Source organism: Jeotgalibacillus marinus, assembly GCF_040801915.1.
Lineage (GTDB): Bacteria > Bacillota > Bacilli > Bacillales > Jeotgalibacillaceae > Jeotgalibacillus > Jeotgalibacillus marinus.
The window spans coordinates 1-6,572 of the sequence record NZ_JBFMIA010000037.1 but is presented as its reverse complement, the minus strand read 5'-3'; the positions used below and the strand labels follow the sequence as shown (position 1 = coordinate 6,572).

The window sequence follows — 6,572 nt, the reverse complement described above, 5'->3', positions numbered from 1 at the left end:
CCGGAGAATGGAACATCGGCAATTCGATCTTGAATGACGCCTTTACAGTCCTTTGCCGCATATTCAATATTTTTCCGAATAAATCCTCCTACAAATAATTTAGCTTTTGTTACATGACGGTCTCCACTTCCACCGCAGGCTTCTACAAATTCTACAGGCACAAGTTTACATTGCGTTAAAAATACATCTTTTCCCACTCGCTTAATTTCGAATGCGGGTGGATCAAGTGGAATATCTGCTTCGACAACGATTTGAATTTTGGGCTCTACTAATACAACTGGCACTTTAATGAAGTTTATCTCAACAGGAGAAGGTGTGACTGATTCACTCGATAAAGGGGGTTGTGTCATTGACTCTACTGGACAAACAGGATCAATTTTATGATGCTTATGACTCATTACATACGCTCCTTTCTTAATTTTTTTCTCTACATGTGATCTAACATTGTCTTTGTTACAAAAACATTTTAAAACGATAATAATTGAAGCAATGAATGTCGCAAAGAAGAAAATTGTTGCGACGATAGCAAGAATAATCCCTAAAACTGCCGCTGAAGGTACAAACACTGCTAATGCCACTGCTCCTATAAAGATGAGGGAAAAACTAAAGGCGATAAAACCTTGCAAAACCCACGCTCCTGCTGCAGCTACCTTACATTCACAACATTCCTCTAATGATCTCTTTGACAGCATTTTATCTCCTTTAACCTTTGTCATTATTCTATTCTTTGAATGTGATAAGTGACTGTGTTTTTTACGATAAATTGAATAGAAGTGTTGAGGATTCCATCCTATGGGGTTCTCTCGAGTAATCTACATACCTACTTTTTCTTACGCTGTTGGTCAAAAAAGGCTAATATCATTTTTCGCTATAAACACATTGTCTAATACTACCTGCCAAACCGCCAGTGCTACCGTTCGTGATAAATTTCTTTAGCCTATTTAAGTAACGAAGTGAAATTGCCTTGCCTTCACAACCATAAAAAATAGTTACCAGATCAGGTAAGTAACGATAAAAACACCTTAAAGGCATCTCTGTTGCCTTTAAGGTATGAAGGATACTAAACCAGGGGTAACCTCTTTAAATAGCTAAAATCGCCCCGGGAGATTAACATCTATCCGGACAAATATTCAGACTAACTTGTTGTAATTGTAATACTTTCACAGTAAGGTCAAGTACAATTTTTTCTCGTAGTTTATCGAACGTTTCATCCGCATCTTTCGGGCATGGAGAAAAATCAAGTTCAAAAAAATCTGCCTTGACTAACTCGCAATACGGTTGTTCATTATAAAATACACTATTTTCAAAGAAGTATTTATCTTGACGTGGCGTAATCCCGTCTTTTGGATTAATAAATCGAGAACTACTTGAGGAAGATCCATTTAAAATGGGGAAATTTAAAAATGGAAGTCTTCCTCCACCGAGTTCTTCTCCACCTATTTCTGTGAAACCAGAAAATGGAACATCGGCAATTCGATCTTGAATGACGCCTTTACAATCCTTTGCAGCATATTCAATGTTTTTGCGAATAAATCCTCCTACAAATAATTTAGCTTTTGTTACGAAACGATCTTCTCCTTTGTCTGCAAATTCTACAGGTACCAGTTTACATTGCGTTAAAAATACATCTTTTCCCACTCGCTTAATTTCGAATGCGGGTGGATCAAGTGGAATATCTGCTTCGACAACGATTTGAATTTTGGGCTCTACTAATACAACTGGCACTTTAATGAACCTTACAGCTTGCGGAGAAGGTGTGATGGATTCACTAGATAAGGGGACTTGTGTCATTGAATCTACTGGGCAAACAGGATCAATTTTATGATGCTTTTGACTCATACATACGCTCCTTTCTTAAATTATTTTTTACTCTACATGTAATCTAACAACATTTCTTGTCTTTGTTAAAAATACACTTTAGAACAACAATACTTGAAGTAATGAATATCGCAAAGAAGAAGATTGTTGCGATGATGGCAAGCACTACCCCTAAAGTAACAAACGACGTAAACACCGCTAATGCGACTGCACCTATAAAGATGAGGGCAAAGCTAAAGGCGATAAAACCTTGCGCAACCCACGCTCCTGCTGCAGCCGCCTTACATTCACAACATTCTTCTTTTTTCCATTCTACTGACATATTTCCACCTCCTTTAACCTTTGTGATTATTCTATTCTTTCAATGTGATCAGTGACTGTGCTTTATGCTATGAATTGAAAAGCAGGGCTGATGATTCCGATCTGTCAGATTCTCTGGAGTAATCTACATGTCTACTTTTCCTTAAGCTATTGGAAAAAAGACTACTATCTTTTTTTAGCATAAACACACCGTCTAATACTACCTACCAAACCGCCAGTGCTACCGTTTTTGATAAATTTCTTTAGCCATATTTAAGTGACTCAGGAATCGTCTTGCCTTCACAACCATAAAAAAATAGTTATCAGATTAGTTAACTAACGATAAAAAACATCTTGAAGGGGACTCTGTCTCTGTGACCTTTAAGGCAAGATGCTACATTCGTGATAAATTTCTCTAGCATATTTAAGTGACTCAGGAAACCCCCCTTTCCTTCACAACCACATAAAATCGTTACCATATTAGGTAAGTAGCGATAAAAAATGCCTTAAAGGCATCTCTGTTACCTTTAAGGCATGAAAGCACTAAATCTTTAAATGGATAAAATCGCTCCGAAAGATTAACACGGACCAGTTTTCCCCACATTAACTTGTTGTAATTGTAGTACTTTCACCGTAAGGTCAAGTACAATTTTTTCTCGTAGTTTATCGAAGGTTTCATCCGCATCTGTAGGGCATGGAGAAAAATCAAGTTCAAAAAAATCGGCACTGACTAACTCGCAATATGGTTGTTCATTATAAAATACACTATTTTCAAAGAAGTATTTATCTTGACGTGGCGTAATCCCGTCTTTTGGATTAACAAATCGAGAACTACTTGAGGAAGATCCATTTAAAATCGGTTTATTTAAAAATTCAGTAGCAGGAAAGCCAACATGAGAAACGATTTCTATAAAACCAGAAAATGGAACATCGGCAATTCGATCTTGAAGGACGCCATTACAGTCCTTTGCAGCATATTCAATGTTTTTGCGAATAAATCCTCCCACAAATAATTTAGCTTTTGTTACAAAACGGTCTCTACTGACAGGGTCTCCAACGTCAGCTTCTTGAAATTCTACAGGTACCAGTTTACATTGCGTTAAAAATACATCTTTTCCCACTCGCTTAATTTCGAATGCCGGTGGATCAAGTGGGATATCTGCTTCGACAACGATTTGGATTTTGGGCTCGACTAGTACAACCGGAACTTTAATAAATGACACAGCTTGAATAGAAATGTCGCTGGATTCACTCGATAAAGGGACTTGTGTCATTGAATCTACTGGACAAACAGGATCAATTTTATGATGCTTTTGACTCATTACATACACTCCTTTCTTAAATTATTTTTTACTCTACATGCGATCTAACAACATTTGTCTTTCTTAATACACCTCAAAACGACAATACTTGCAGTAATGAATATCGCAAAGAAGAATATCGTTGCGACGATGGCAAGGATAATACCTAAAGCTGCAAATTCAGGTACAAACACCGCTAATGCCACTGCCCCTATAAAGATAAGGGCAAAACTAAAGGCAATAAAGCCTTTCGCAACCCATGCTCCTGCTGCAGCTGCCTTACATTCACAACATTCTTCTTTTTTACATTCTACTGACATATTTCCACCTCCTTTAACCTTTGTGATTATTCTATTCTTTCATTGTGATTCATGACTGTGCTTTATGCTATGAATTGAATAGCAGGGGCTGATGATTCCGATCTGTCAGATTCTCTGGAATCTACATGTCTACTTTTTCTTAATATGTTGGAAAAAAGACTAATATCTTTTTTAGCATAAACACACTGTCTAATACTGCCTACCAAACCGCCAGTGCTACCTTTCGTGATAAATTTCTTTAGCCCTATATAAGTGGCGCAGGAATCGTCTTGCCTTCACAACCTTAATAAAATAGTTATCAGATTAGATAACTAACGATAAAAAATACCTTGAAGGGGACTCTATCTCTGTGACCTTTAAGGCAAGGTGCTACATTCGTGATAAATTTCTCTAGCATATTTTACGTGACGCAAAAACCACCTTGCGTTACCATTAGGTAAGTAGCGATAAAAAACGCCTTAAAGGCATCTCTGTTACCTTTAAGGCATGAAGGCACTAACTCTTTAAATGGCTAAAGTCTCCCAGGAAGATTAACATTTATCCTTTGGCGGCCTCTCCAGCTCAACTTGTTGTAGCTGTAATACTTTTACAGTAAGGTCAAGGACAATTTTTTCTCGTAGTTTATCGAACGTTTCATCCGCATCTTTCGGGCATGGAGAAAAATCAAGTTCAAAAAAATCTGCCTTGACTAACTCGCAATACGGTTGTTCATTATAAAACACACTATTTTCAAAGAAGTATTTATCTTGACGTGGCGTAATCCCGTCTTTCGGATTAATAAATCGAGAACTACTTTCTGAAGATCCATTTAAAATCGGGAAATTTAAAAATTGAGGACTTGCTCCACCAAATCCTCCACCTATTTCTATGAAACCAGAAAATGGAACATCGGCAATTCGATCTTGAATGACGCCTTTACAGTCCTTTGCCGCATATTCAATGTTTTTGCGAATAAATCCTCCTACAAATAATTTAGCTTTTGTTACGAAACGGTCTCCACCGACAGGGTCTCCAACGACAACTTCTCGAAATTCTACAGGTACCAGTTTACATTGCGTTAAGAATACATCTTTTCCCACTCGCTTAATTTCGAATGCGGGTGGATCAAGTGGAATATCTGCTTCGACAACGATTTGAATTTTAGGCTCTACTAATACCACTGGCACTTTAATGAACCTTACAGCTTGCGTAGAAGGTGTGATTGATTCACTCGATAAAGGGGGTTGTGTCATTGAATCTACTGGGCAAACAGGATCAATTTTATGATGCTTTTGACTCATTACATACGCTCCTTTCTTAAATTTTTTTTTACTCTACATGTGATCTAACAACATTACGATGGCAAGAACAATCCCTAAAACAGCACTAATCCACTGCTCCTATAAGAGGGCAAAACTTAAGGCGATAAAACCTTGTACAACTCCTGCTGCAGCTGCTTTCCATTCACCACCTTTTACCTTTATCATTATTCTATGCTTACAATGTGCTTAGTGATTGTGCTTAGTAACTATGCCGAATAAGATGCTTCCATTCTGTAGAATTCTCTGGAGTATCTATATGCCTACTTTTTCTTAAGCTGTTAGTCAAAAAAGACTAATCGCTTTTTTTGCTATAAACACCTCTTCTACAACTACCTGTCAAATCACCTTACTGTCACAACCACCAAAAAGATAGTTATAAGATTAGACGATAAAAAACGTCTTACAGGCGGTTTTTATCTCTAAGGCATGAAACCAAAGATAACCTCATAAAGCGACAAGAATCGCCCAGAAAAATTAACATCTATCCTTAGCTTGATTCAGACTAACTTGTTGTAGTTGTAATACTTTTACAGTGAGGTCAAGGACAATTTTTTCGCGTAGTGTATCAAACGTTTCATGCGCATCTGCAGGGCATGGAGAAAAATCAAGTTCATAAAAATCTGCCTTGACTAACTCGCAATCACTATTTTCAAAGAAGTATTTATCTTGACGTGGCGTGATCCCGTCTTTCGGGTAATAAATCGAGAACTACTTGCTGAAGATCTATTTAAAACCGGGAAATTTCAAAATCCTCCACCGTCTCTTGAAACTATTTCTGTAAAACCAGAAAATGGAACATTGGCAATTCGATCTTGAATGACGCCTTTACAGTCCTTTGCCGCATATTTAACCTTGTCATTATTCTATTCTTTCAATGTGATCAGTGATTGTGGCTTTGTACGATAAATTGAATAACAGAGGTTGATGATTCCATTCTGCGGGGTTCTCTGGAGTAATCTACATGTCTACTTTTTCTTAAGCTGTTGGTCAAAAAAGACTAATATCTTTTTTAGCTATAAACACACTGTCTAATACCATAAAAAATAGTTATCAGATTAGATAACTAACGCTAAAAAACACCTTGAAGGGGACTCTGTCTCTGTTATATTTAAGGCAAGGTGCTACGTTCGTGATAAATTTCTCTAGCATATTTAAGTGACGCATGAAAAACACTTTGCCTTCACAACCACAAAAAATCGTTTACCAGATTAGGTTAGTAACGATAAAAAACACCTTAAAGGCATCTCTGTTACCTTTAAGGCATGAAGGCACTAAATCTTTAAATGGCTAAAATCCCCCTGTAAGATTAACACCTATTCGGATCTGTAGAACTCTTCAGACTAACTTGTTGTAGTTGTAATACTTTTACAGTGAGGTCAAGGACAATTTTTTCGCGTAGTGTATCAAACGTTTCATGCGCATCTGCAGGGCATGGAGAAAAATCAAGTTCATAAAAATCTGCCTTGACTAACTCGCAATACGGTTGCTCATTATAAAACACACTATTTTCAAAGAAGTATTTATCTTGACGT

Annotated in this window: 6 protein-coding genes and 2 pseudogenes; all 8 read right to left on the bottom strand. The window is 37.2% G+C overall.

The genetic code is table 11. From position 1 onward, the window contains the following. Positions 1-398 (bottom strand): DUF7852 domain-containing protein (locus AB1471_RS16485; protein WP_437342377.1); only part of this gene is annotated, 398 nt, incomplete at its 3' end. 709 nt (positions 399-1,107) lie between these two features. Next, positions 1,108-1,839 (bottom strand): CsxC family protein, encoded by a 732-nt coding sequence (locus AB1471_RS16480; RefSeq protein ID WP_367780856.1) that lies wholly within the window; start codon positions 1,837-1,839, stop codon positions 1,108-1,110. Positions 1,840-1,882: 43 nt separating this feature from the next. Then, the gene (locus tag AB1471_RS16475) at positions 1,883-2,140 is read right to left on the bottom strand and encodes a hypothetical protein (RefSeq protein ID WP_367780855.1); all 258 of its coding nucleotides are present in this window, start codon (positions 2,138-2,140) and stop codon (positions 1,883-1,885) included. Positions 2,141-2,696: 556 nt separating this feature from the next. Next, positions 2,697-3,440 (bottom strand): CsxC family protein, encoded by a 744-nt coding sequence (locus AB1471_RS16470; protein ID WP_367780854.1) that lies wholly within the window; start codon positions 3,438-3,440, stop codon positions 2,697-2,699. 44 nt (positions 3,441-3,484) lie between these two features. After that, positions 3,485-3,739, bottom strand: coding sequence for a hypothetical protein (locus tag AB1471_RS16465; RefSeq protein WP_367780853.1), 255 nt, complete (start codon positions 3,737-3,739; stop codon positions 3,485-3,487). A gap of 530 nt (positions 3,740-4,269) precedes the next feature. Beyond that, positions 4,270-5,019, bottom strand: a complete 750-nt coding sequence (locus AB1471_RS16460) for a CsxC family protein (RefSeq protein WP_367780852.1) — start codon at positions 5,017-5,019, stop codon at positions 4,270-4,272. A gap of 495 nt (positions 5,020-5,514) precedes the next feature. Beyond that, a pseudogene (locus AB1471_RS16455) lies at positions 5,515-5,891 on the bottom strand (CsxC family protein); the annotation flags it as partial. 455 nt (positions 5,892-6,346) lie between these two features. Further along, a pseudogene (locus AB1471_RS16450) lies at positions 6,347-6,572 on the bottom strand (CsxC family protein); the annotation flags it as partial.

What these genes read in the sequence shown, in the direction of transcription:
- AB1471_RS16480 (WP_367780856.1), bottom strand. Translation starts at nt 1,839, where the DNA reads ATGAGTCAAAAGCATCATAAAATTGATCCTGTTTGCCCAGTAGATTCA.
- AB1471_RS16475 (WP_367780855.1), bottom strand. Translation starts at nt 2,140, where the DNA reads ATGTCAGTAGAATGGAAAAAAGAAGAATGTTGTGAATGTAAGGCGGCT.
- AB1471_RS16470 (WP_367780854.1), bottom strand. Translation starts at nt 3,440, where the DNA reads ATGAGTCAAAAGCATCATAAAATTGATCCTGTTTGTCCAGTAGATTCA.
- AB1471_RS16465 (WP_367780853.1), bottom strand. Translation starts at nt 3,739, where the DNA reads ATGTCAGTAGAATGTAAAAAAGAAGAATGTTGTGAATGTAAGGCAGCT.
- AB1471_RS16460 (WP_367780852.1), bottom strand. Translation starts at nt 5,019, where the DNA reads ATGAGTCAAAAGCATCATAAAATTGATCCTGTTTGCCCAGTAGATTCA.